Genomic DNA, 24434 nt, shown 5'->3' with positions numbered 1-24434 from the left:
GCGGCGGTCGGCCGACTCAGGCGGGCGGGCCTGCGCGGCGCGTCGGCCGACTCAGGTGGGCGGGCGACAGCGCGGCGGGCGGCCGACTCAGGCGGGCGGGCGGCAGCGCAGCACCTCGCCGATGAAGGGTCGGCCCGTGGTCGTGAGCATGTGCCGCGTGGTGACGTGCCGCTTCCCCGGGGGCGCGGTCACCGTGACCTGTTCCCGGGCCACCTCGGCGCCGTCCCGGCTCCGGGCGCGTAGCAGGCAGACCGCCGAGCCGCCGGTCGGCACGGTCAGCCGGAACTCGATCTGCACCTGAGTGTCCGTGATGTCGGTGTACGTCACGACCTGGGCGTCGTAGTTCGGATCGCCGTACTGGCGGTAGAGCCGGACCGCGATGAGGCTCAGGACGGTGGCCAGCACGACCAGGACCACCGCGGCCAACAGCAGGGGGCGGCGCCCGCCGGACTCCCGGCGGCGGCCGTACCGCCCGGGCGGGAAGACCGGCGTTCCCGGTGGAATTGTGGCGTGCGTCTCGCTCACCGGCGGGTATCTCCTGGCGTTGTTGTCGGTGGCATCGGCAAGAATGGCAGAGTCCATCCTCCCAGCCCGGCTCCGCGTCAAGCATGGCAGGTCGGCCGTCGGCACTGACCGGCCGCCGCCGGTCGGGCCGCGGGAGGGCGGAATTCCGGCAGGTCAGCCGGCCGGCCCCGGGGCCGACCCAGACGAGGAGCGCCGAAGTTGGCAGAACAGCTGCGTCTCATGGCCGTCCACGCCCATCCGGACGACGAGTCCAGCAAGGGCGCCGCGACCACGGCGAAGTACGTCGCCGAGGGGGTGGACGTCCTGGTCGTGACGTGCACCGGCGGAGAGCGCGGCAGCGTGCTCAACCCGAAGCTCGACCGACCCGACGTCTGGGCCAACATCGCCGAGATCCGCCGCGGCGAGATGGACGCCGCCCGGGCGATCCTCGGCATCGAGCAGGCCTGGCTCGGCTTCGTCGACTCGGGGCTGCCCGAGGGCGATCCGCTGCCGCCGCTGCCCGAGGGGTGCTTCGCCCTGCAGGACGTCGAGGTGGCCGCCGGCCCGCTGGTGCGGCTGATGCGCCAGTTCCGCCCGCACGTCGTCACGACGTACGACGAGGAGGGCGGTTACCCCCACCCGGACCACATCATGTGCCACAACGTGAGCGTGGCCGCCTTCGAGGCCGCCGGCGACCCGCAGCGCTACCCGGAGCTGGGCGAGCCGTGGCAGCCGCTGAAGCTCTACTACGACATCGGCTTCTCCAAGGGCAAGATCATGGCGCTGCACGAGGCGATGCTCGCCGCCGGCCTGGAGTCGCCCTACGAGGAGTGGCTCAAGCGCTGGGACGAGCGCCCGGACAAGGGCCCGCGGATCACCACCCGCGTCGAGTGCGCGGAATACTTCCCGGTCCGCGACGACGCGCTGCGCGCCCACGCCACCCAGGTCGACCCGGACGGCTTCTGGTTCCAGGTGCCGATGGAGCTCCAGCAGGGTGCGTGGCCGACGGAGGACTACGAGCTGGTGCGCTCGATGGTCGACAGCCCGCTCCCCGAGTCGGACCTGTTCGCCGGCGTGCGCGAGACCGCGCATGCCCGCTGAGCCGGCGCGGCGCTACGCTGGTCACCAGTCGTCCATCGGAGGAACGCCATGCTGACCGCCGCACAGGTGCTCGCGGAGAACAACTTCGGGGACACCCGCACGGGTGGCCTGGCCGGGCCGATGGGTCTCTTCCTCATCCTGGTGCTGGGCACCGCCACCGTTCTGCTGATCCGCAACATGAACGCCCGGCTGCGCCGGCTGCCCGACCGGTTCCCCGAGCAGGGGCGCCCGAGCGAGACGGGCCGGGCGGACGCGGCAGTCACCGATCCGACAGACGGGACCGGAGGACCGGATTCATCCTCGGACGCTCCCACGGGGCGTCAGCAGCGCCGGAACGGGTAGTCCGCGCATGAATCACGCCGAACCCGGTCGTCGACCCCTGTTGCGGCCATCGGGTTTGGCTTAGCCTTCCGCCGGGGGGACCAAAAGTCCCCGAGCCGTGCGCGGAAGGGGGCGCCGATGACCGTCACAGCAGCGGCGGCCCGTCGTACGGTCGGTCGGTCGGTCCAGAGGGCGGGTCGGTGACGTCCGGTAGGGCCGGCGAGCAGCTCGACCGGCTGGGGGTTCGCAGCACGCCACCCCGGGTGCTGGTGCTCACCGCCGCGGTGACCCTGACCGCGGTGATCGCCGCCCTGGTCGGTTTGAGCCTGCCGCACCGGCTTCCCGCCGACGATCCGATCCCCGCTCCGGCCCGCTACGCCATCGCCGTGGCCGTCCTCGCCCTCGCCCAGCTGGCCCGGCTGCGGTTCCGCGCCGCCGCCGGCATGGTGAGCATCAGCTGGGGCGAGGCGGCGCTGATCATCTGCCTCTACCTGGCGCCCGCCGGCTGGCTCCCCTCCGCCACCCTGCTCGGCGCCGGGCTCGCCTGGTCGGCGCTCTCGGCCTTCGGGGAGCGCAGGCCGGTGCTGGAGGTCGTCCGCATCGCGGCGTCGCTGGCCGCCGCGTCGGCGGTCGCCGTGTCGGTGACCACCGCGCTCGGGCGCCCGCTGCTGGCCGCGCCCACGCCGGGGCTGGCCGTCGCCGCGATCGCCGGATCGGTGACCTACCTGCTCGTCACAGCTTGGATCGGAGGGGTCACGCTGGGCCTGCGGCACGGTGTGCCGATCGGGCCGTCGCTGCTCGCGGCGCTGCGCGGCAAGCTGCTGATGTTCGTCGGCAACGTCGCGGTCGGCCTGCTCGTCGTGGCGCTGCTGGAGATCGACCCGCGGTGGCTGCTGCTGCTTCCACCGCCGCTCTGGCTCCTCCAGCAGACCTACCGCCACCGGCTCCGCGTCGACCAGGAGCGCCGGACCTGGCGGGCGTTCGCCGACGCCACGGCCGCGCTCAACCAGCTCGACGAGCGGGGCGTGGCCAGCGCCGCGGTCACCGGGGCGCTGACGCTGTTCAACGCCGAGCTGGTCGATGTGGACGTGGCGCGCGGCGACGGGCGCTGGCGGCGCTACCGGGGCGACGCCGCGGGCGGGATGGTCGACCGGGAGATCACCCGGCCCGTGGCCACCGAGCCGGACGAGCGCGAACTGGTGCGCCCGCTCACCGTCGGCGCGGTGCCGGTCGGCCGGCTGCGGGTGCGCTTCCCCCGATCCGCGAGCCCCGGTGGGCGCGACCGGGACGCGCTGGCCGCGTTCGGCGAGGCGCTCGCCGCCGCGTTGCACGACGCCGCCACCCACCGCGAGCTGAGGTTGGTCACCGCCCGGTCGTCGTACGAGGCGGTGCACGACCCGCTCACCGGCCTGATCAACCGGGCGGCCATGCTCAACAAGGGTGACCAGGCGCTGCGGCAGCTCGCGCACGACCACCCCGTAGCGCTGCTGCTGCTCGACATCGACCAGTTCCGCGGGGTCAACGACACCCTGGGCCACGCGGCCGGGGACCAGCTGCTCCGGCTGACCGCCAACCGGCTGGGCGCGCTGGCCCGCTCGGGTGACCTGCTCGGCCGGCTCGGCGGCGACGAGTTCGCGCTGCTGCTGACGTCGGTGCCGGTGATCGGTGACCGCGCCGCCCCGATGGCGTACGCGCTGCGCCAGGCCCGCGAGATCGCCGAGCGGCTGGCCGCGCCGACCGAGGTCGCCGGAGTGCGGATGTCCGTCGAGGTGTCCGTCGGTGTGGTGGTGGCCGACGCCGGCACCGCCGACCTGACCGAGCTGCTGCGCCGGGCCGACATCGCGATGTACCAGGCCAAGGAGGGCGGCGGCAACGTCGCCGCGTACGACAGCACGCGGGACGCGGCCAGCACCGACCAGCTCGCCCTGCTGGCCGAGCTGCGCGAGGCGCTCAAGGTCGAGGACCAGCTCGTGCTGGCGTTGCAGCCGGCGGTCGATCTGGCCACCGGCGCGCCGACCGGTGTCGAGGCGCTGATCCGCTGGCGGCACCCGCGCCGCGGCTGGCTCGGCCCGGTCGACTTCATCCGGCCCGTGGAGAACAGCGAGCAGCTCGGCACGTTCACCCGGTACGTGTTGGACAAGGCGCTGGGGATCGCCGCCGGGTGGGCGCGGGAGGGGCTGGAGATCCCGATCTCGGTCAACCTCTCCGCGCGGAGCCTGCTCGACCCGCGACTGCCGACGGAGATCGCCGACGCGCTGCGCCGGCACCAGGTGCCGGCGCAGCGGCTGGTCCTCGAGATCACCGAGACGGTGGTGATGAGCGAGCTGGAGGTCATCGACGAGGTGCTGGCCACGCTCCGGTCGATGGGTGTGCAGCTCGCGGTGGACGACTTCGGCACCGGATTCTCGTCGCTGACCTTCCTCACCCGGATCGCGGTGGACGAGCTGAAGGTGGACCGCTCGTTCGTGATCCGGATGGTCGACTCCCCGGAGGCCGCGGCGATCGTCCGGACCACCGTGGGCCTCGCGCACGAGCTGGGGCTGCGGGTGGTGGCCGAGGGCGTGGAGACCGCCGAGCAGCGCTCCGCCCTGGCCGAGCTCGGCTGCACCGCGGCACAGGGCTACCACTTCTTCAAGCCGATGCCGGCCGACAAGATCGGCGCAGTGCTGGGCACCCTCCTCGACGAGGCCCGCCCCAACGTCTTCCCGCTCCGCGCCGACGGCGCGTCCTGACCCTTCTGGCTCCGGCTCTGCGACCGTGGCGTGTTGATCATGAAGTTGGTGCGCCGACACGCCGCCCTCGGCGGCAATAACTTCATGATCAACAGGGCGAGGTCGGGCGGGGTGGATATGGTCGTCGGGTGAATCGACTCGCCGAGGCGACCTCGCCGTACCTGCTCCAGCACGCCGACAACCCCGTTGACTGGTGGCCGTGGTGCGAGGAGGCGTTCGCCGAGGCGCGGCGGCGCGACGTACCCGTGATCATCTCGGTCGGCTACGCCGCCTGCCACTGGTGTCACGTGATGGCGCACGAGTCGTTCGAGGACGAGTCGGTGGCCGCGCTGATGAACGCCGACTTCGTGTCCGTCAAGGTGGACCGGGAGGAGCGCCCGGACGTCGACGCGGTGTACATGACCGCCACCCAGGCCATGACCGGCCAGGGTGGCTGGCCGATGACCGTCGTCGCCACCCCGGACGGCAGCCCGTTCTTCTGCGGCACCTACTTCCCCCGGCCCAACTTCGTCCGGCTGCTCCAGTCGGTCACCAGCGCGTGGCGGGACCAGCGGGACGCCGTTCTCCAGCAGGGCGCCGCGGTGGTGGAGGCGATCGGCGGCGCCCAGGCCGTGGGCGGTCTGACCGCCCCGCTCACCGCGGACCTGCTCGACGCCGCAGCCGCGCAGCTCGCCGAGGAGTACGACGAGACGAACGGCGGCTTCGGCGGCGCCCCGAAGTTCCCGCCGCACATGAACCTGCTCTTCCTGCTGCGGCACCACCAGCGCACCGGCTCGGCCCGCAGCCTGGAGATCGCCCGGCACACCAGCGAGGCGATGGCCCGGGGCGGCATCTACGACCAGCTCGCCGGTGGCTTCGCCCGCTACTCGGTCGACGGGCACTGGACCGTCCCGCACTTCGAGAAGATGCTCTACGACAACGCGTTGCTGCTGCGGTCGTACACCCAGCTCTGGCGGCTGACCGGGGACCGGTTGGCCCGCCGGATCGCCCGGGACACCGCCCGGTTCCTCGCCGACGAGCTGCACCGGCCCGGCGAGGGCTTCGCGTCCGCGCTGGACGCGGACACCCAGGGCGTCGAGGGCCTCACCTACGTCTGGACCCCGACGCAGCTCGTCGAGGTGCTGGGAGAGGAGGACGGCCGCTTCGCCGCCGACCTGTTCGGGGTCACCGAGTCCGGCAATTTTGAGCACGGCACGAGCGTGCTGCGGCTGGCCCGGGACGTGGACGACGCCGACCCGGCGGTGCGCCGACGCTGGCAGGAGGTGGTGGGTCGGCTGCTGGTCGCCCGGGACGCCCGGCCCCAGCCGGCCCGCGACGACAAGGTGGTCGCCGCCTGGAACGGGCTGGCGATCACCGCGATCGCCGAGTTCCTGCAGGTCGCCGCGCTCTACGCGAACCCGGACGACGAGGACGCCAACCTGATGGACGGCGTCGCCATCGTGGCCGACGGCGCGCTGCGCGACACCGCCGAGCACCTGGCCACCGTGCACCTGGTGGACGGGCGGCTGCGCCGGGTGTCCCGGGACAAGGTCGTCGGCGAGCCGGCCGGGGTGCTGGAGGACTACGGCTGCGTGGCCGAGGCGTTCTGCGCGCTGCACCAGCTCACCGGCGAGGGGCGTTGGCTGGAGCTGGCCGGCCGGCTGCTGGATGTCGCGCTGGACCGGTTCGCCGCGCCGGACGGCGGGTTCTACGACACCGCCGACGACGCCGAGCGGCTGGTCACCCGGCCCGCGGACCCGACCGACAACGCCACCCCGTCCGGCCGGTCGGCGATCGTCGCGGCGTTGGTGGCGTACGCGGCGCTGACCGGCGAGACGCGGTACCGGGAGGCGGCGGAGACCGCGCTCGGCACGGTGGCGCCGATCGTCGCCCGGCACGCCCGCTTCACCGGGTACGCGGCGACCGTCGGCGAGGCCCTGCTCTCCGGGCCGTACGAGATCGCGGTGGTCACCGACCAGCCCGCCGGCGGCCCGCTGCTCGCGGCGGCCCACCGGTACGCCCCACCGGGCGCGGTGATCGTGGCGGGTCGGCCCGACCAGCCGGGCGTGCCGCTGCTCGCCGACCGTCCGATGGTCGACGGGCGGCCCACCGCGTACGCCTGCCGCGGTTTCGTCTGCGAGCGTCCCGTCACCGAGGTGGATGACCTGGTCGGGCAGCTCGGCGGCCGGTAGCGGCCGGCGTCCCCGGCCCCGATAGGCTGGCGCCGCTATGGATTCCCGTACCGGTCTGCCTGTTGTCGGCATGGTGGGTGGCGGCCAGCTGGCCCGGATGACCCACCAGGCCTCGATCGCCCTCGGCCAGTCACTGCGCGTCCTCGCGCTGGCCCCCGACGACGGCGCCGCCCTGGTCGCCGCCGACGTCCAGTACGGCGACCACACCGACCTCGCCGCGCTGCGCACCTTCGCCAAGGCCTGCGACGTGGTCACGTTCGACCACGAGCACGTGCCGAACGAGCACATCCGCACGCTCGCCGCCGAGGGTGTGACCCTGTACCCGCCGGCCGACGCGCTGCGCTACGCGCAGGACAAGCGCGCGATGCGGGAGCGGCTGAGCGAGCTGGGCGCCCCGGTGCCGGCCTGGCGACCGGTCGGCGAGCCGGACGACCTGGTCACGTTCGGTGCCGAGGTGGGCTGGCCGGTGGTGCTCAAGGCGGCCCGCGGTGGCTACGACGGGCGGGGCGTCTGGATGGTGACCGACGCGACGCACGCCGCCGAGCTGGCGGCCACGCTGCTCGCCGGGGGCACCGAGCTGATCGTCGAGGAGCGGGTGCCGCTGCGTCGGGAGCTGGCGGTGCAGGTGGCCCGTTCGCCGTTCGGGCAGGTCGCCGCGTACCCGGTGGTGGAGACCGTCCAGGTCGACGGCATCTGCGTCGAGGTGCTGGCCCCCGCGCCGGACCTGCCCGAGGAGCTGGCGCTCGCCGCCCAGCAGCTCGCCATCGACCTGGCCACGTCCCTGGGCGTGGTGGGTCTGCTGGCGGTGGAGCTGTTCGAGGTCGCCGACGGCGCCGGTAGCCGGGTCGTGGTCAACGAGCTGGCGATGCGGCCGCACAACTCCGGGCACTGGACGATCGAGGGTGCCCGGACGTCGCAGTTCGAGCAGCACCTGCGGGCCGTGCTGGACTACCCGATGGGAGACACGGCGCTCGCCGCGCCGGTCGTGGTGATGGCGAACGTGCTCGGGGGCGAGCCGGGCGGGATCTCCATCGACGAGCGGCTGCACCACCTCTTCGCCGCCGAGCCGGGCGCCAAGGTGCACCTCTACGGCAAGCAGGTTCGTCCGGGCCGCAAGATCGGGCACGTCACGGTGCTCGGTGACGACCTGGCCGACGTACGGGCGCGGGCCGCGCGCGCGGCCCGCTGGCTGCGCGAGGGACACGAGTGAGCGGGCGAGCCCGACGATCGGGAACGAGAGGGAGTCGAGCGTGAGCACGGTCGGGCTGATCATGGGCAGCGACTCGGACTGGCCGACCATGAAGGCTGGCGCCGAGGTCCTCGACGAGTTCGGGGTGCCCTACGAGGTCGGCGTGGTCTCCGCGCACCGGACCCCGGTCAAGATGATCGAGTACGGCCGCACCGCCGCGGACCGTGGCCTCAAGGTGATCATCGCGGGGGCCGGCGGCGCCGCCCACCTGCCCGGCATGGTCGCCTCGGTCACCCCGCTGCCGGTGATCGGCGTGCCGGTGCCGCTGAAGCACCTGGACGGGATGGACTCGCTGCTCTCCATCGTGCAGATGCCGGCGGGCATCCCGGTCGCCACCGTCTCGATCGGCAACGCCCGCAACGCGGGCCTGCTGGCCGTACGCATCCTCGCGGCGGGTGACGCTGACCTGCGCGCCAGGATGGTCGCCTACCAGGAGAGCCTGGAGCAGCTGGTCGCCGACAAGGAAGCCAAGCTCCGAGCCACCCTGCCCTGACCCACCCGTCCCTCTCCACCCCGCGATCTTGCACCTGTTCCGGGGCGCAGACTGCAAGATCGCCCAGGGCCGCGCGGACCAGGCGCTCTCGACCCACGCACGACGGCGCCCGCCGTGACCCTCCGCTTCATCTCATGCCGCGCAGCGCGGACTGCAGGCGTTCCTGCGCGCGGCGGCGGCGCTCGTTGCTCGCCCCGAGCACCAGGAGCAGGATGCCGACCGGGATCAGCGCCAGCCACGGCCCGAAGGCGAACAGCGCGTGGATGGCGGTGATCGCGGTGACCGTCGCCCCGACGATGACCGGTGCCTGTTGGCGGCTCGACGAGCCGAAGACCAGAACGGCGACCGCGCCGAGCAGCAGGAGCACCTGCCGCAGCGTGCTCGACTCGGTGGCCAGCACGATCGCCAGGGTCGGCAGGAACGCGGCGACCAGCGCCGGCCCGTACGCCACCCAGCTGCTCAGGTCGGGCCGCTGACGCAGCTCCAGCACACCGACCAGCAGGGCCAGCGCGGCGAACGGCAGCGTGTACGCCTCCGGCAACGCCACGTCGGCGACCCGCATCAGGATCCACCAGGCGGTGATCTCGCACAGCACCACGGCCCAGAACAGGATCCGCCGTTCCACCGGTCGGCGCCCGGGCCGGGCCGCGGCCACCCCGAGCACCGCGCCCCAGGCGGCCAGCAGGGCGGCGATGTGCCGGGGCGAGTCGAAGGCGAGCGCCAGCGCGATCAGCGCGGCCGCGTAGCCGCTCCACTCCACCGTGGCCGCCTCGCGCTGTGCCTCCGGGCGGCGCAGCCAGGGCAGGGTGGCGGCGAAGACCTGCAGGACCGCGCCGACGGCGAGCACCCCGAACGCGGACCAGACCGCGGCGAGCCCGGCGACCAGGCCCGCGGTGAGCACGAAGAGCTGGGCCATCAGTGAGGCGAAGAGCCAACCCAGGATCCGCGCCCGCTGGGTGGTGCCGAAGAGCGCCGCGACCGTGCCGACGCCGACCGCACCGCCGAGGGTGAACAGCGTCAGCTCCCGGGTGGCCAGGCTGCCGGCCAGCCCGGCGCCGCCGGCGGCCAGGCCGATGACGAAGACCAGCACCCGGGCCAGTCGCAGCGACCGGGCCGGCTCGACCAGCGACGGTGGCGGGGTCAGGGCCAGGCCGAGCATCGCGATGGTGAACACCGAGAGCGCGGCGAGCACGCTCGCGGGCCAGCCGCTGCCCAGCGCGATCGGAGTGATCAGCAGCGTCACCGCCGCGCCCGGCAGCACCACCGGCACCGCCCGCGCCCGCCGGCCGCCCGCGAAGCCGGTGGCGGCCAGCGCGGCGGTCACGGTGAGCAGCAGCGCGGTCAGCACGTGGGTCGGATCCACCGCGCTCTGCGGCGGAGTCAGCAGCTCCGGAGGCGGCCCCTCCCAGATCCTCGTCAATGTGCGGTGCGGCTCGACCAGCGCGACCTCCAGGGCCCGCGCGATCGAGGCGAGCGCCAGGGCGGTCGGCAGGGCGGCCGCGGCCAGCGCCCCGGCTGCCGGGCTGACCCGCCAGCGGCGGCGCTCCGGGTCGTCCGGCAGCCGTCGCAGGGCGCCGTTCAGCAGCACCGACCAGCGCCGCACTGGTTGGGCCGACCCGGCCGGCGGGGTGGTGGCCGCGCGGGCCAGCTCCGCCAGCACGCCGAGCAGGGCCGCGGCGGCCGCGTACACGCCGACGTCGAGGCCGGTGGGGAAGGCGGCCAGGGCGCTGACCGTGGCGCCGCCGGCCACGGCCACACTGGCCCAGGGCAGGTACTGCGGCACCTGCCGGCGAGCCGCCGCCACCGCCGCCAGCCCGAGGCTGGACGCGGCCAGCGCTCCGGTCAGCACCACCTGGGCCGAGTGGCCGAATTCGGCCGCCAGCGCGGCGACCGCGCCGGGGAGCGCGAGCAGCGCGGCGCCGGTGGCGACGCCCCCGATCTGCGCCAGGTGCGGCGGCATTCCCTCGGTGTCGACGTCCTCCACCAGGGGTGCGGCGAGGCTACGGGCGAGCCCTGCCACCACCATGCCGATCAGCGTGATGCTGGCCAGCGCGAGCGCGGTCGTCCACGGGCGGACCAGGCCGGCGCCGGCCGCGTGCAGGGCGACCACACCGGCGGCGGTGGCGCGGGACAGCGCGGCCCGTGGGTCGACCGCGGCCACCGCGGCCATCCCGAGGACGGTGGCCACCATGCCGCCGACCAGGACCGGTGACCACCAGGGCAGGTCGAAGGCGGCCGGTACGCCGATCGTGGCGAGCACCATCGCCACGCTTGAGACGTCGTACTTCCACGGGGGAGGCAGCAGGATCCCGGCCGCGAGCGCGAGCAGCGCCAGGGCTACCGGTGCCTGCCAGGTCGAGCCCCCGGTGGGCGCGGCCGGCCAGTCGGAGAGGTCACCTGCCCAGATCGGGCCGGGGGTGGCCAGCACGCCGACACCGCCGCGCAGCGCGGTCCAGCCGGCCAGCAGACCGATCAGCAGGCCACCCACGGCGATGCCGAGGATCGGCCCGCGCCGCCACTCGTCGGGCATGGCCCGGGCGGCGACGGCCACGACCAGCACCAACCCGGCCGCCACCGCGAGCTGCCCACCGGGGGCGAGCACGGCCGCGACCCGGACCAGCGTGGCGATCAGCGCCGCGGTCACCGCGGCGGCGGCGAGGTCCGAACCGTCCAGGGTGAGGTCGGAGCGCCGGCCGGCGTCGATCGACGGGGCCAAGAAGAGCAGCACGGCGGCGACCAGCAGCAGCGCGCCGACCCACGCGTCGGCGACGGTCGCGCCCGGGGCGCCGAAGGCGGCGGCGGTCACCACCAGCGCGCCGAGCCCGGTGCCGACCGCCAGCGGCGCCGGGATGTGCCGCTGGGACACCTGCACGATCGCGGCGTACCCGAGCGTCACGCAGACCGCCAGGAAGGCGGCCGCCAGCACCGGCACGGTCACCTCGCGCAGGCTCCCCGGGGTGGGTGTCGGGTCGGTCGGCGCGGTCGCGGTGACGAAGGCGGCCACCGCCCCGGGGAGGGCGAACGCCGCTCCGCCGGCGGCCCAGGCGGAGACGACGTCGGCCGGGGCCGGTGCGATCCGGACCCGGGGCGCGACCGCCACCAGGACGCCCGCGACGAAGAGCACCAGCAGGACAGCCGTGGTGAGGGCGGGTCGGGCCAGACCCGCGCCCGCGCCGAACAGGCCCACCCCGGCGGCCCCGATCGCGTGCGCCTGCGCGGCCCGGACGGTGCGAGCGGAGAGCCCCGCCACCCCGATGCCGACGGCGGCCAGCACCATCGGCCACGGTGCCAGGGCCCAGCCGAGACCGAACGAGGCCGGGACGGCCAGCGCGGTCAGCGCCGCCCCGGCCACCGCGAACTCGCGGCGGATGCCCGACGGCAGGGCCAGCATGGCGGCGACGGTGAGCAGGAACGCGCTCGCGGCGAGCTGCCCGGCGGCCGGGCCGACCGAAGCGGCCAGCTCGGCGGGGTGTCCGTCGAGGTCGGCCGCCCAGGCGGGGAGCGCGGCGCGGATCGGGGCGACGCCGGCTCGCAGCGCGCCACCGGCCACCACCAGCCCGCTTACCGTGAGCGCCACCGCCGAGGCGAGCTGCGGCCCGCGCCGGGCCGCCTCCGGGACGGCGCGGACGGCCAGCCCGGCGACCGCGATGACCGCGGCGATCAGCAGCAGCGCCCGCCCCGGCAGCGCCACCGACGCGATCCGGCTCAGCGCGCCGATGACGGCGAGGGTGAGGATGCCGGCGCCGACGTCCGGTAGTGGTGGGCGGCGCAGCACCAGCGTGCCGGCGAGGCCGGCCGCGGCGGCGAGCAGCAGCACCAGCCCGGCGCCGGTCGCGGTCGGCAGGGTGCTCGCGCGCAGGAGCGCGGTGACCGCGTAGGCGAGGGCGACCGCGACCGCGATCCCGTGCAGCAGCCACGTCAGCTCGCGCAGCCCGGGAACCGGCCGGACGGGGGAGTCGACCGGTGCGGCCACCGGCGAGACCACCTCGCCCGTCTCTTCCGGCGCGCCCTCGGGGCGGCCGTCGGCGGTCCGCTGGCGGGGCGCCGCGGCCGGTGGGGGCGGCGCCGGCGGCTCCGGCAGGTCCCGGCGGACGGGGCGCTCCACCACGATCCCGGAGCGGACCAGCCCGAGGTCGAGCAGGGCGACCACGGTCAGCGCCAGCGCCCAGCCGGCCGGCCCGGTGATGCGCTCGTACGCTAGCAGCGGCACCACCGGCTGGGCGGCGAGCACGGCGGCGTAGCGGGGCACGCGCAGGCCGGTCCAGCCGGCGTAGCCGACCGAGACGGCCGCGGTGACCGCGAAGATCACTCCGGCGAAGACCGCGCCCGAGGCGCCGCCGTTGCCGATCCGGTCCACCGCCCAGAGCGCGTACCCGGCGAGGGGCACCAGCAGCAGGCCGACCGCGGCGATCGTCTCGGCGGTCGACGTGAGCCCGCGCTTGGCGAGCACGGGCGGGGCGAGCAGCAGCAGCACGGTCGCGACGACCAGGATGGCGAGCCGGGCCACCGCGTCCATCGAGCTGGTCGCCACCGCGGCGAAGACCACCGCGGCCACGCCGAGCAGCAGGGCGCCCAGCCCGAGAGGGATGTTCTGCACCTCCCGGGAGGAGGCCTCCGGCGGGTGCTCGGGATCGTCGGCGTCCAGCCAGGTGGCCGGAGGCGGCGGGGGCGGCTCGGCGGGCCCGGCCGGCGCGCCCTGGCGGGGCACCCGGGGCGGGGCGCCGGTCGTGGCGGTGGGCGGGCGGCGGCCGGGCCGCCGGCGCAGCACCCGGCGTGGCCGGGTGGTCTGCTTGAGCCGCTCCTCCCCGGCGTGCGCGAGGATGTCCCGCTGGAAGAGCGCGGCCTGCATCTTGGCGGCGATCTGTCGCTGCTCACGGGCGATGGCGGCGTCGCGCGCCTTCATCTCCGCTATGGACCGCTCGATGTCCGCCAGGTGCTCGACCCACTGGGGTTGCTCGGCGCCGCAGTGCGGACAGCGGACGGCCGGCTTGATGTCCCGACCGCACGAGGAGCACTGAAACGTCGCCACGACACCCCTCCACCCGCACTGTGGACTCTCACTGTCGCAGCATGCCCAAACCTGGCGCGTTTTTCGACAGTTGTCGGCGGGTCCAGGACAAACGAGTCCGGGGCGTAAAGGAAACGGCCGGCCGCGGAGCAGCTCCGCGGCCGGCCGTCGTGGCGGTACGGGTCAGGGACGGCCCAGGCCGCGGTACTCCCAGCCGGCCTGCGTCCACAGTGCCGGGTCGAGGCAGTTGCGCCCGTCGACCACCTTGCGGCCGGTCACCAGCTCGCCGAGGGCGACCGGGTCGGCGTTGCGGAAGTCGGCCCACTCGGTGAGCACGCAGACCAGGTCCGCCTCGGTCACCGCGTCGGTCATGCTGCCCTCGTAGGTCAGCTCGGGCACCGCCCGGCGGGCGTTCTCGGTGCCCTGCGGGTCGTAGACGTGGACGTCCGCCCCGGCCTTGTGCAGGAGCGCCGCGACCGCGAGCGCCGGGGCGTCGCGTACGTCGTCGGTGTTGGGCTTGAAGGTGGCGCCGAGCACGGCGATCCGGGTGCCGGAGAGGTCCGGCCCGGCGGGGCCGGAGCGGCGGCCGAGCAGCTCCGCGGCGAGGTGGAGCACCCGGCTGCGGCGGCGCTGGTTGATCAGGTCGACCTCGTGCAGGAAGCGCAGCGCCTCGCCCGCGCCCAGCTCCTGGGCCCGGGCCTGGAAGGCGCGGATGTCCTTGGGCAGGCAGGCGCCGCCGAAGCCGAGGCCGGCCTGGAGGAAGCGGTTGCCGATCCGCGGGTCGTAGCCGATGGCCCGGGCGAGCTGGGTGACGTCGCCCCCGGCGACCTCGCAGACCTCGGCCATCGCGTTGATGAACGAGATCTTGGTGGCCAGGAACGCGTTGGCGGCGACCTTGACCAGCTCGGCGGTGGCGAAGTCGGTGACCACCAGGGGCACCTCGCGGTCCTCGGTGGCGGCCAGGTCGAAGACGCCCTTGTGGGCGGCGTAGAGCATGCCGTTGGCCCACTCGCTCTTCACGCCGACGACGATCCGGTTGGGCCGCAGCACGTCGTCGACGGCGAAGCCCTCCTGGAGGAACTCGGGGCTCCAGGCCACCTCGATCCCCAGGTCGGCCGCGGTGTGCTTGCCGACCAGCTGCTCCACCCACTCGGCGGTGCCCACCGGCACGGTGGACTTGCCCACGATCAGCGCCTTGCGGTTCAGGTGCTGGGCCAGGCCGGTTACCGCCGCCTCGACGTACGACAGGTCGGCGCCCATGCCGTCGGCGCGCTGCGGCGTGCCAACGCAGATGAAGTGCACGTCACCGAAGTCGGCGGTCTCGGCCATGTCGGTGCTGAACCGCAGCCGCCCGGCGGCGAGGTTGCGCTTGAGAAGCTCGTCCAGGCCGGGCTCGTGGATCGGCACCTGGCCGGCGTTGAGCATGGCGATCTTGTCGGCGTCGACGTCGAAGCCGAGCACCTCGTAGCCCAGTTCCGCGTAGCAGATGGCGTACGTCGCACCGAGGTAGCCGGTGCCCAGGAAGGTCACCCGCGGCCGCGCGGCGCCCGAGGGAGGCGTCACGGCGGCGATGGCGGGCACCGGCTGGCTGTTGGGGTACGGGATCGTCACGCCTGTCTTCTCCGCTCGCACTGGGCGGCGCACCGTCGCGTCGCGTTCTGCTGCGGCGCCTGGCCGGGCACCGGAGGGGTGGCACTGTTGTCTTCCATCATCGCGCAGTGGCGTGGGTGCTCCGTCAAGCCTCTACCTACGCGCCGGTAACATCACCTGAACCCTGGTCGCTATCCTTCAGTCTGCGCGGTCAGCGGTCAGGAGACGGTACAGACTGCGCATGATAGCGGTGAAGGGGAGGGGCCGACATGGCCGCAGAGGAGTCGTTCGACGTCTACCGCTTGCCCGAGGAGCACGAGGCGATCAGGGAGGCGGTCCGGGAGGTCTGCGCGGCGAAGGTGGCCCCGAACGCCGCCGAGGCGGACGAGACCGGCGAGTTCCCCAAGGCGTCGTACGACGCGCTGCGCGCCGCGGACTTCCACGCGCCGCACATCCCGGTCGAGTACGGCGGCGCCGGAGCGGACGCTCTGGCCACGGCCATCGTGATCGAGGAGGTCGCCCGGGCCTGTGCCTCGTCCTCGCTGATCCCGGCGGTCAACAAGCTCGGCACGATGCCGCTGATCCTGGCCGGCTCCGAGGAGCTCAAGCGGCGCTACCTGACCCCGGTCGCCGCCGGTGACGCGATCTTCTCCTACTGCCTCTCCGAGCCGGAGGCGGGCAGCGACGCCGCGTCCATGACCACCCGCGCGGTGCGTGACGGGGATCACTGGGTGCTGAACGGCGTGAAGCGGTGGATCACGAACGCCGGCGTGTCCGAGTTCTACACCGTCTTCGCCGTCACCGACCCGTCTGCCCGGTCGCGGGGGATCTCCGCGTTCGTGGTCGAGAAGTCCGACCCTGGCGTGAGCTTCGGCGCGCCGGAGAAGAAGCTCGGCATCAAGGGCTCGCCGACCCGTGAGGTCTACCTGGACAACGTACGGATCCCGGCGGACCGGATGATCGGCGCCGAGGGAACCGGCTTCGCCACCGCGATGCGCACCCTCGACCACACCCGGGTCACCATCGCCGCCCAGGCGGTCGGCATCGCCCAGGGCGCGCTCGACTACGCCAAGGGGTACGTGAGCGAGCGCAAGCAGTTCGGCAAGGCGGTCGCCGAGTTCCAGGGCGTCCAGTTCATGCTCGCCGACATGGGCATGAAGCTGGAGGCGGCCCGGCAGCTCACCTACGCGGCGGCCGGCAAGTCCGAGCGCGGCGACGCTGACCTGACCTACTTCGGCGCGGCGGCCAAGTGCTTCGCCTCCGACGCGGCCATGGAGATCACCACGGATGCGGTGCAGCTGTTGGGCGGCTACGGCTACACCCGGGACTACCCGGTCGAGCGGATGATGCGGGACGCCAAGATCACCCAGATCTACGAGGGCACCAACCAGGTCCAGCGCATCGTCATGGCCCGTCAGCTACTCAAGGGCTGACAGCGGGTCGGGGGCGGGCCGGCGGTGCCGGCCCGCCGCGGTGTCAGCGGATGCCGGTGTTGTCCTCGGGCCGGTTGGCGGCGCGGGGCGGCGCCGACCAGGGCGATTCGCCGCCGGTCCGCCGGGGCAGCGGCTCGGTCGGCGTGGGGTCCGGGTAACCGAGGGTGAGCGGCGCGGTGTCCCGGTCCGTCGACTCGGTCGACGGCCAGTCGGTGAGCGTGAAGTCGCTGCGCGCCGGCGGGTCGGTGGCGGCCGGAGCCGCCGCCATCTCCGGATGCGGCCAGCGCCGCCAGCGCTGCACGCTGAACGTCGCCATGAGCAGCAACAGGCCGATCAGGAAGAGCGTGCCGTTCTCGACGGGCAGCTGGAGCGGCAGCGGATCGCCGAACACCTTCCAGCCGTCCGGGATGTTGTCGCGCACCGCGAACGGCGCGGCGAACAGCCCGATGTACGGAGTGACCAGCAGCAGCCCGGCCACCAGCGGACCGGCCGGCGAGATGCGCAGTGTGCCGAGCAGGCCCAGGAGGACACCGCCGACACCGAGGTAGACGGCCGGCTCGATCAGGTTGGCCGTGTTGAACGTACCGATCTCCACCCAACGGTCGACCGTTCGGCTCGACCCGTCCTGTCCGAGCGTGACCAGCACCCACGTGATGGGCGCCACCACCAATCCGGCGAGGAAGCTCCAGAGATGACGCATTCGCGCACCGTACCGTTTCCGGCATGACCGAGCACCCCTCGACCACCCCGGTCGGCAAGCCGACGTCGTACTCCCGCGTCACGCTGAGCCGAATCATGACCGCCGTGGACGTCAACCTCTACGGCAGCGTGCACGGCGGAGTGCTGATGAAGTTCGTCGACGACGTGGCCGGCGCGTCCGCCGCCCGGCACAGCGGCGGGACGGCGGTGACCGCCGCGATCGACGAGATCGTCTTCTCCGAGCCGGTGCGGGTCGGTGACCTGGTGCACGCGCACGCCCAGGTGAACTGGACCGGCCAGACCTCGATGGAGGTCGGCGTGCGGGTGGTCGCCGAGCGGTGGGACTCGGCCGAGGACGAGCCGGTGCGGGTGGCCACCGCGTACCTGGTCTTCGTCGGTGTCGACGTGGGTGGTTCGCCGCGCCTGGTCCGGCCGGTGCTGCCGGAGACACCGGAGGACGAGCGCCGGTTCCGGGAGGCGGAGATCCGCCGGGCGCACCGGCTGGCCCGACGCCGGGCGATCCAGGCGCACCGGGCCGGCTGACCGGCGGGGCGTGCGGTGACCGACCCCGATCCGGGCGCAGCGGGCCGGCGACCGGCGGGGCCGCGGTGACCGCCGATCCGGGCGCACCGGGCCGGCGGCCGGCGGCCACCCACACAGGGTGGTCGGTGGGGGTGTGGGGCGGGCACGCGTCGGCGACGGCACCCGGTGCGCAGAATGGCGCTCTGAGGTAGGGCAAGATGGCGCCACGGCCCATTCACAGTGTCGTGCCAGGGCCAGGGGAGGGTGGAGCAGTGGGTGACGTGCTGTGGACGCCGCCGGCGGACGTGAGCGAGCGGTCCCGGATCGGGGCCTACCTGCGCTGGCTCCGGGAGCACCGGGGCCTGGACTTCGCCGACTACGACGCGCTGTGGCGCTGGTCGGTCACCGACCTGGACGCCTTCTGGCGCTCGATCTGGGACCACTTCGAGGTGGTGGCGCACACCCCGCCGACCGCCACGCTCGCCGAGCGGGCGATGCCGGGGGCTCGGTGGTTCCCCGGCGCGACGCTCAACTACGCCGAGAACGTGCTGCGGATGCCCGGCCTGGACGACCACGACCCGGTGGTGATCGCGCACGGCCAGACCCGGCCGCCGGTGACCCTGACCGCGGCGGAGTTGCGCGACCAGGTCCGCCGGGTGGCCGCCGGGCTGCGCCGGCTCGGCGTGACCGAGGGCGACCGGGTGGCCGCGTACGCGCCGAACATCCCCGAGACGTATGTGCTGCTGCTCGCCACCAGCAGCCTGGGCGCGATCTTCTCCTCCTGCGCGCCCGAGTTCGGCACCCGCAGCGTCACCGACCGGTGGCAGCAGATCGAGCCGACGGTGCTGGTCGCGGTCGACGGCTACCGGTACGGCGAGAAGGCGGTGGACCGGCGGGCCGAGGTGGCCGCCATCCGGGCCGCCCTGCCGTCGCTGCGGCACACCGTCGGGATCGGCTACCTCGACCCGGCGGCCGCGCCCGAGGGGGCGGTCTCCTGGGCCGAGCTGGCCGCGCCCACCGACGAGCCGCTGGCCTTCACGCCGGTCGCGTTCGACCACCCGCTCTACGTGCTCTACTCCTCCGGCACCACCGGCCTGCCCAAGCCGATCGTGCACGGGCACGGGGGCATCCTGCTGGAGCACCTGAAGATGCTCGCCCTGCACCACGACCTGGGCCCGGCGGACCGGTTCTTCTGGTTCACCACCACCGGCTGGATGATGTGGAACTTCCTCGTCTCCGGGCCGGCGGTCGGCGCCGCGATCGTGCTGTTCGACGGCAACCCCGGCCACCCCGACCTCGGGGCGCTCTGGCGGCTGGCCGAGGAGACCGGCACCACCTACTTCGGCACCTCCGCGCCGTTCCTGCTGGCCTGCCGCAAGGCCGGTCTGGTCCCGAAGGAGATCGCCGACCTCGCCGCGCTGCGCGGCCTCGGCTCCACCGGCGCGCCGCTTCCCGCCGAGGGCTTCACCTGGGTGTACGAGACGGTCGGCGACCAGCTCCAGCTCCAGTCCCTCTCCGGCGGCACCGACGTGTGCACGGGTTTCGTCGGCGGGGTGCCGCTGCTGCCGGTGCACGCCGGTGAGATCACCTGCCGGGCGCTCGGCGCCAAGGTCGAGGCCCGCTCGGCGGACGGCACGGCGGTCGTCGGCCAGCTGGGCGAGCTGGTGATCACCGAGCCGATGCCGAGCATGCCGGTGGGCTTCTGGAACGACCCGGACGGCTCCCGCTACCGGGAGGCGTACTTCGACGTCTACCCGGGGGTCTGGCGGCACGGTGACTGGATCACGATCAACGAGCGCGGTGGCTGCGTGATCACCGGGCGCTCCGACGCCACGCTCAACCGGGGCGGCGTCCGGCTCGGCACCGCGGAGTTCTACTCGGTGGTCGAAGGGCTCGACGAGGTTGTCGACTCGGTCGTCGTGCACCTGGAGGACGACGAGGGCGGCGCCGGCGAGCTGCTGCTCTTCGTGGTGCTCGCCGAGGGTCTGGAGCTGGACGACGCGCTGCGCGGGAAGATCTGCCGGGAGCTGCGTACGGCGCTCTCGCCCCGGCACGTGCCCGACGAGATCCACCAGGTTCGCGCGGTGCCGCGCACCCTGTCGGCGAAGAAGCTCGAGGTGCCGGTCAAGAAGATCCTCACCGGCACTCCGGTGGACAACGCCGCCGCCAAGGGCGCCCTGGCGAACCCCGAATCGCTGACCGCCTTCGCCGCCTTCGCCCAGCGCCGCGCTCACGCCGGCGAGTCCACCAGCCTGACCCGCCGGCACTGACGCTCCGCAGTTCGTGGCGCCGGAGCCCGGCGACGTGCGGGCTAGAGTTGCCCGCCATGGAGGAGGTCCGGCAGTCGCGCCGTGACGGCGGCATCACCGCCCTGGTGGAAGGATTCTTCGGGGCGGCCTGGTTCGGCTGGGGGCACGCGGCCCCGCCCGCCTGGTTGGACCCATGGCTGACCGTTGGCAGTGTGGCCGCCCTGCTCGTTGCGGTCGCCGGGGCGGTGGTCGGCTTCGCCAGCGCGGCGTCGACCGCTGCGATCAACAACCGTGCCGCCGGCCGGCGGTACGGGATTATCGTGGGTGTCGAGTTCGCCCTGGCGGGCCTGGGCGCCGCCCTGTTGGGGGCGCTCGGACAGCCGGACTACATCCCCGTGTGGATCTGCGCCGTGGTGGGTGTCCATTTCCTGCCGCTGGCGCCGGTTCTCCGCGACCGGAACCTCATCCCGCTGGGCATCCTGGTCTCGGCCACCGCGGCCGTGGCGCTGGTCGGTGGCCTGACCACGGACGTGGTGCCGAGCACGATCACTGGGGTCGGGGCGGGATTGTCCCTGTCGGTGTTCGGCGCGTACGCGCTCATCGGGGCGCTGCGCCAGCCGCGCCGTCGCCCCGAGGCGGCCTAGGCGAGGCTGCGGGTGACCTTCTCGGTCGCGGTGCGCGCGTCGAGGCGGGAGGGGTCGAGGTTGCCGCAGAGGACGACGCTGGCGCCCACGGTGAGCGGGGCGAGCAGCCAGTCGACGAAGTCGGGGTGGCGGGCCGCGTCGACCAGGACCCGGTCGCCGGCGGCGAGCCCGAACTCCGTCGCCCGGCCGGCCGCGCGGGCCAGCAGGTCCGTGTCCGCCGCCCCGCCCGAGGGGTACGGCGTGAAGTGGTCGCCGTGGCCGCGTACCTCGACCACGTAGTCGGCGAAGCCGGGCGGCACCTCGCGTAGCGGCATGGCGAACGGGGCGAGCGCGAGCGCGTACCGCTCGTTCGCCGGCCAGGCGGGCGCCTCGGGCACCCGGTCGGCGGCGGCGAACAGCACGTCGACCGGGCCGGGGGCCTCGGCCACGGTGAGCCCGGCGGACCAGCAGCCCACCAGGACCGCCGCGGTCTGCCAGTGCGGCGGCAGGAGCACCCCGGCGGTGTCGTCCGGCCCCACGGCCAGCTCGTCGACCAGCAGGTTGGCGGTCTTGTTCACCCAGTTGGCCAGCGTGGCGCCGGAGAGTTCGGTGCGCTCGCCGGTGGCGTCGTCGTACCAGGTGAGCAGCGGTCGGGTCGGGTCGGGCGCCACCGCGTCGGCGAACACCCGGGCAATGTTCTCGGCCATCGGCGCGAACGATACGCCCCGGCGGGACGTACTCGATGACGATGACAACTCGGCGTACGGTCGGGTCGCAGTCAGCGTCCGGGCCCGGCTCCGGCGTAGGCTACCCCCCGGAGTGTTGTTCCCCACAGATCCACCAGCATCAAGGAGTCGCCCCGTGACCGCCGGTCGCCCGCCCCGCGTGCTCATCGACGCCACGAGTGTCCCCGCCGACCGCGGCGGCGTCGGTAGATACGTCGACGGCCTGCTCGGCGCACTCGGAAAGGTGTGCGGGACGAGCGTGGAGCTGGCGGTGGTCAGCCTCCGCACGGATCTGGAGCGCTACACCCGCATGCTCCCGGGAGCGGAGATCATTCCCGCTCCCGCGGCCGTGGCGCACCGGCCCGCCCGGCTCGCCTGGGAGCAGACCGGGCTGCCGCTGCTGGCCCAGCAGGTCGGCGCGCATGTGCTGCACTCGCCGTTCTACACCTGCCCGCTGAGGGCGGGTTGTCCGGTCACGGTGACCGTGCACGACGCGACCTTCTTCACCGAGCCGGAGCACTACGACAAGTCCCGGCGGACGTTCTTCCGCAGCGCCATCAAGACCTCGCTGCGCCGGGCCGACCGGGTGATCGTGCCGAGCAAGGCCACCCGGGACGAGCTGATCCGGCTGCTGGACGCCGACCCGACCCGGATCGACGTCGCCTACCACGGGGTGGACCACGCCGCCTTCCACGCGCCCAGCGAGGAGGAGAAGGCCCGGGTGCGGGCCCGGCTGGGCCTCGGCAGCAGCAGCTACATCGCGTTCCTCGGCGCCAAGGAGCCCCGCAAGAACGTGCCCAACCTGATCCGCGGCTGGGCCCGGGCGGTGGCCGACCGGCCCAACCCGCCCGCGCTGGTGGTGGCCGGCGGCCAGGGGCACGACGACGACATCGACCGCGCGGTCGCCGAGGTGCCGTCACACCTGCGGCTGCTGCGCCCCGGCTACCTGCGCTACGCGGATCTGCCCGGCTTCCTCGGCGGGGCGTTGGTGGCGGCCTACCCGTCGTACGGGGAGGGTTTCGGCCTGCCGATCCTGGAGGCGATGGCGTGCGCCGCCCCGGTGCTCACCACGCCGCGGCTGTCGCTGCCCGAGGTGGGCGGCGACGCGGTGGCCTACACCAGCGAGAGCCCGGAACAGATCGCCACCGACCTGGCGGCCCTGCTCGACGACGAGCCGCGCCGGTTGACGCTGGCCAAGGCTGGCTTCGACCGGGCCAAGGAGTTCACCTGGGAGTCCAGCGCCGAGGTCCACATCGCCGCGTGGAGCCGGGCCCGCGCCTGATGTCCCGTTCCGGTCGGCCCCGGCAACCTCCCGTCCGTCCGTGCGAGCGTCGGGCATGATGTGCTGATGCTCTACGCCGTCATCCCTGCGGGTGGCAGCGGCACAAGGTTGTGGCCGCTGTCCCGAGCCGGGCACCCCAAGTTCCTGCACCCACTCACCGGGTCGTCCGCGTCGCTGCTACAGGCGACCGTGGAGCGGCTGGGGCCGCTGACCACACCCGAACGGACTCTGGTGGTCACCGGGGCCGCGCACGTGGCGGCGGTGGCGCGGCAACTCACCGGCCTGCCCGAGGAGAACATCCTGGTCGAGCCCTCGCCGCGGGATTCCTGCGCGGCGATCGCGCTGGCCGCCGCGGTGATCGCGTTGCGCGACCCGGACGCGGTGATGGGTTCCTTCGCGGCCGACCATCTCATCGCCGACCCGGAGAACTGGGCGGAGACGGTCCGCGAGGCGATGCGGGGCGCCGAGCAGGGCCTGCTGATGACGGTCGGGATCACCCCGACCCGCCCGGAGACGGGCTACGGCTACCTGGAGTGCGGGGAGCTGCTCGGTGGCGGCCCGCTGCGCATGGTCGACGAGTTCAAGGAGAAGCCGGCCGCCGAGGTGGCCGACGCGTACGTGCGATCCGGCCGGCACCTCTGGAACGCCAGCATGTTCGTCTGGCGGGTGGACGTCTTCCTCGCCGAGCTGGCCCGGCAGCGGCCGGCCCTGCACGCCGGCGTTACCGCGATCGCGGCCGCCTGGGGCACCCCGGAACAGGACGACGTGCTCGGCACGGTGTGGCCGACGCTGCCGAAGATCTCCGTCGACTACGCGGTGATGGAGGGCGCGGCGACGGCCGGCCGGGTCGCGACCGTGCCCGGCGACTTCGGCTGGAACGACGTCGGCGACTTCCACACCCTGGGCGACGTGCTGCCGGCCGACCCGGCGGGCAACGTGGTGCTCGGCGGCGCCAAGCCCGGCGTCCTGCTGCGGGACAGCAGCGGCATGGTGGTGGTGCCGCACTCGGGGCGGCTGGTGGCCGCCGTCGGGCTGCACGATCTCATCGTGGTGGACACCCCCGACGCGGTGCTGGTCTGCCCCCGGCACCGCGCCCAGGAGGTCAAGGCCGTGGTCGACGAGCTCAAGGAGCGGGGCGAAGAGGGCTACGTCTGAGGGCCGCCCGGGCCGGCGCGACGAGCTGGACGGTTCCGTCGGCCAGCGGCTCAGGCAGCTGGTCCGGCGGGAACCAGCCGAGCGCGGCGGACTCGTCGCTGACCCGCTCCACCGCGCCCGTCGGTGCCAGGACGGCGAACCGGACGTCGTGGTGCAGCGAGCCACCCTGGCAGGCGACCGGGTGGATGTCCACGTCGATCGGCACCGGGTCGATTCGCAGGCCGGCGATCCCGGACTCCTCGGTGGCCTCGCGCAGCGCCGCGTCGACGAGAGCCCGGTCGCCCGGCTCGCAGTGCCCGCCGAGCTGCACCCAGCGCTGGAGCTTGCCGTGCAGGCAGAGCAGCACCCGCGTGCCGGTGGCGTCGAGCACCAGCACGCTGGCGGTGACGTGCCCGGGACGGTGAGCCCGGCTCATCGCCACCGGTCCGGCGTCGAGCAGCGTCAGGGTGCGGTCCCGGGCCAGGCCGCCGGCCCGGCTGGTCGGGATCCATCCGGCCAGCAGCGCGGCCGCGTCGGCGTGCAGGGCGGCGTACGTGTCGGCGGGGGCGGTCGCGGGTGGGGCGTCGGGCATGCCGAC

At 74.1% G+C, this 24434-nt stretch carries 18 protein-coding genes; 12 read left to right on the top strand and 6 right to left on the bottom strand.

The annotated features are described in order from the left end of the window. Window positions 1-87: 87 nt before the first annotated feature. On the bottom strand, window positions 88-525 hold the full coding sequence (locus tag O7603_RS16990) for a DUF4307 domain-containing protein (protein ID WP_281570786.1): 438 nt from the start codon (window positions 523-525) through the stop codon (window positions 88-90). Between the two features lie 198 nt (window positions 526-723). On the opposite strand from O7603_RS16990, the gene mca reads away from it, so the two are divergent. From mca to purE, 6 genes are all read left to right on the top strand, one after another. Continuing rightward, window positions 724-1605, top strand: coding sequence for a mycothiol conjugate amidase Mca (mca, locus tag O7603_RS16985; protein ID WP_281570785.1), 882 nt, complete (start codon window positions 724-726; stop codon window positions 1603-1605). Between the two features lie 48 nt (window positions 1606-1653). After that, window positions 1654-1947 carry a hypothetical protein gene (locus tag O7603_RS16980; protein WP_281570784.1) on the top strand — a complete coding sequence of 98 codons (294 nt, stop codon included), beginning with the start codon at window positions 1654-1656 and terminating at the stop codon, window positions 1945-1947. A gap of 215 nt (window positions 1948-2162) precedes the next feature. After that, the gene (locus O7603_RS16975) at window positions 2163-4658 is read left to right on the top strand and encodes a bifunctional diguanylate cyclase/phosphodiesterase (protein ID WP_281576715.1); all 2496 of its coding nucleotides are present in this window, start codon (window positions 2163-2165) and stop codon (window positions 4656-4658) included. 128 nt (window positions 4659-4786) lie between these two features. Continuing rightward, complete coding sequence (locus tag O7603_RS16970) at window positions 4787-6829, top strand: thioredoxin domain-containing protein (protein WP_281570783.1); 2043 nt, start codon at window positions 4787-4789, stop codon at window positions 6827-6829. 37 nt (window positions 6830-6866) lie between these two features. Continuing rightward, window positions 6867-8039 carry a 5-(carboxyamino)imidazole ribonucleotide synthase gene (locus O7603_RS16965; protein WP_281570782.1) on the top strand — a complete coding sequence of 391 codons (1173 nt, stop codon included), beginning with the start codon at window positions 6867-6869 and terminating at the stop codon, window positions 8037-8039. Between the two features lie 40 nt (window positions 8040-8079). Next, window positions 8080-8571, top strand: a complete 492-nt coding sequence (purE, locus tag O7603_RS16960) for a 5-(carboxyamino)imidazole ribonucleotide mutase (protein WP_281570781.1) — start codon at window positions 8080-8082, stop codon at window positions 8569-8571. Between the two features lie 127 nt (window positions 8572-8698). On the opposite strand, the gene O7603_RS16955 is transcribed toward purE, so the two are convergent. Together O7603_RS16955 and O7603_RS16950 are read right to left on the bottom strand one after the other, a co-directional pair. After that, complete coding sequence (locus O7603_RS16955) at window positions 8699-13600, bottom strand: permease (protein ID WP_281570780.1); 4902 nt, start codon at window positions 13598-13600, stop codon at window positions 8699-8701. A gap of 162 nt (window positions 13601-13762) precedes the next feature. After that, window positions 13763-15190, bottom strand: coding sequence for a UDP-glucose/GDP-mannose dehydrogenase family protein (locus tag O7603_RS16950; RefSeq protein WP_281570779.1), 1428 nt, complete (start codon window positions 15188-15190; stop codon window positions 13763-13765). Window positions 15191-15438: 248 nt separating this feature from the next. Between O7603_RS16950 and O7603_RS16945 the strand changes: the two genes are divergently transcribed. After that, the gene (locus O7603_RS16945) at window positions 15439-16602 is read left to right on the top strand and encodes an acyl-CoA dehydrogenase family protein (protein WP_281570778.1); all 1164 of its coding nucleotides are present in this window, start codon (window positions 15439-15441) and stop codon (window positions 16600-16602) included. A 43-nt stretch (window positions 16603-16645) separates the two neighbouring features. Here O7603_RS16945 and O7603_RS16940 read toward each other — a convergent pair whose 3' ends face one another. Beyond that, window positions 16646-17302, bottom strand: a complete 657-nt coding sequence (locus O7603_RS16940; RefSeq protein ID WP_281570777.1) for a hypothetical protein — start codon at window positions 17300-17302, stop codon at window positions 16646-16648. Between the two features lie 23 nt (window positions 17303-17325). Between O7603_RS16940 and O7603_RS16935 the strand changes: the two genes are divergently transcribed. The 3 genes from O7603_RS16935 (at window position 17326) to O7603_RS16925 (ending at window position 20716) form a co-directional block, all read left to right on the top strand. After that, the gene (locus O7603_RS16935) at window positions 17326-17844 is read left to right on the top strand and encodes an acyl-CoA thioesterase (protein WP_281570776.1); all 519 of its coding nucleotides are present in this window, start codon (window positions 17326-17328) and stop codon (window positions 17842-17844) included. Between the two features lie 251 nt (window positions 17845-18095). Then, window positions 18096-20093: an acetoacetate--CoA ligase gene (locus O7603_RS16930; protein ID WP_281570775.1), complete on the top strand. Its 1998-nt coding sequence runs from the start codon at window positions 18096-18098 to the stop codon at window positions 20091-20093. Between the two features lie 56 nt (window positions 20094-20149). Beyond that, a complete protein-coding gene (locus O7603_RS16925) occupies window positions 20150-20716 on the top strand; it encodes a hypothetical protein (RefSeq protein WP_281570774.1) in 567 nt (188 codons plus the stop codon). Here the strand turns inward: O7603_RS16925 and O7603_RS16920 are convergent. Continuing rightward, the gene (locus O7603_RS16920) at window positions 20713-21402 is read right to left on the bottom strand and encodes a TIGR03089 family protein (protein WP_281570773.1); all 690 of its coding nucleotides are present in this window, start codon (window positions 21400-21402) and stop codon (window positions 20713-20715) included. The genes O7603_RS16925 and O7603_RS16920 overlap by 4 nt on opposite strands. 154 nt (window positions 21403-21556) lie before the next feature. Between O7603_RS16920 and O7603_RS16915 the strand changes: the two genes are divergently transcribed. Both O7603_RS16915 and O7603_RS16910 read left to right on the top strand, forming a co-directional pair. Beyond that, a complete protein-coding gene (locus O7603_RS16915) occupies window positions 21557-22702 on the top strand; it encodes a glycosyltransferase family 1 protein (RefSeq protein WP_281570772.1) in 1146 nt (381 codons plus the stop codon). Between the two features lie 66 nt (window positions 22703-22768). Further along, window positions 22769-23857, top strand: coding sequence for a sugar phosphate nucleotidyltransferase (locus tag O7603_RS16910; protein ID WP_281570771.1), 1089 nt, complete (start codon window positions 22769-22771; stop codon window positions 23855-23857). Here the strand turns inward: O7603_RS16910 and O7603_RS16905 are convergent. After that, entirely contained in the window at window positions 23826-24428 is a 603-nt protein-coding gene (locus tag O7603_RS16905) for an NUDIX hydrolase (RefSeq protein ID WP_281570770.1), read from the bottom strand. The genes O7603_RS16910 and O7603_RS16905 overlap by 32 nt on opposite strands. Window positions 24429-24434 lie beyond the last annotated feature (6 nt).

Source organism: Micromonospora sp. WMMD812, assembly GCF_027497215.1.
In the GTDB taxonomy this organism is placed as follows: domain Bacteria; phylum Actinomycetota; class Actinomycetes; order Mycobacteriales; family Micromonosporaceae; genus Micromonospora.
Note: the sequence above shows the minus strand (reverse complement) of the source record. Positions and strands in the feature narration are given on the sequence as shown.